The organism is Aedoeadaptatus nemausensis, from assembly GCF_903819165.1.
Taxonomy (GTDB): domain Bacteria; phylum Bacillota; class Clostridia; order Tissierellales; family Peptoniphilaceae; genus Aedoeadaptatus; species Aedoeadaptatus nemausensis.
On sequence record NZ_CAIJCS010000052.1, the window covers coordinates 1 to 247 of the forward strand.

Here is a 247-nt window from a genome sequence, read left to right on the forward strand (position 1 = left end):
GTAGTCGATGGACAACAGGTGGAAATTCCTGTACCGGCAAACGCAATGAAGATGTGGGGACGCAGGAGGATAAGCGTAGCGCCCGGTTGGTGAGGCGTGCAAGCACCAAGGCTTGAAAGTAGGCAAATCCGCTTTCTATAAGGCTTAAGTGTGATGCGTATCGAAAACAAGTAGAGAAGGAGCTGACTCCATACTGCCAAGAAAAGCCACTGTTCGCGTTTTGTCGCCCGTACCGTAAACCGACACA

1 rRNA gene is annotated in these 247 nt (G+C 51.0%); it reads left to right on the plus strand.

The annotated features are described in order from the left end of the window. Window positions 1-247, plus strand: a 23S ribosomal RNA gene (locus PEPTYR26121_RS08715); the annotation flags it as partial.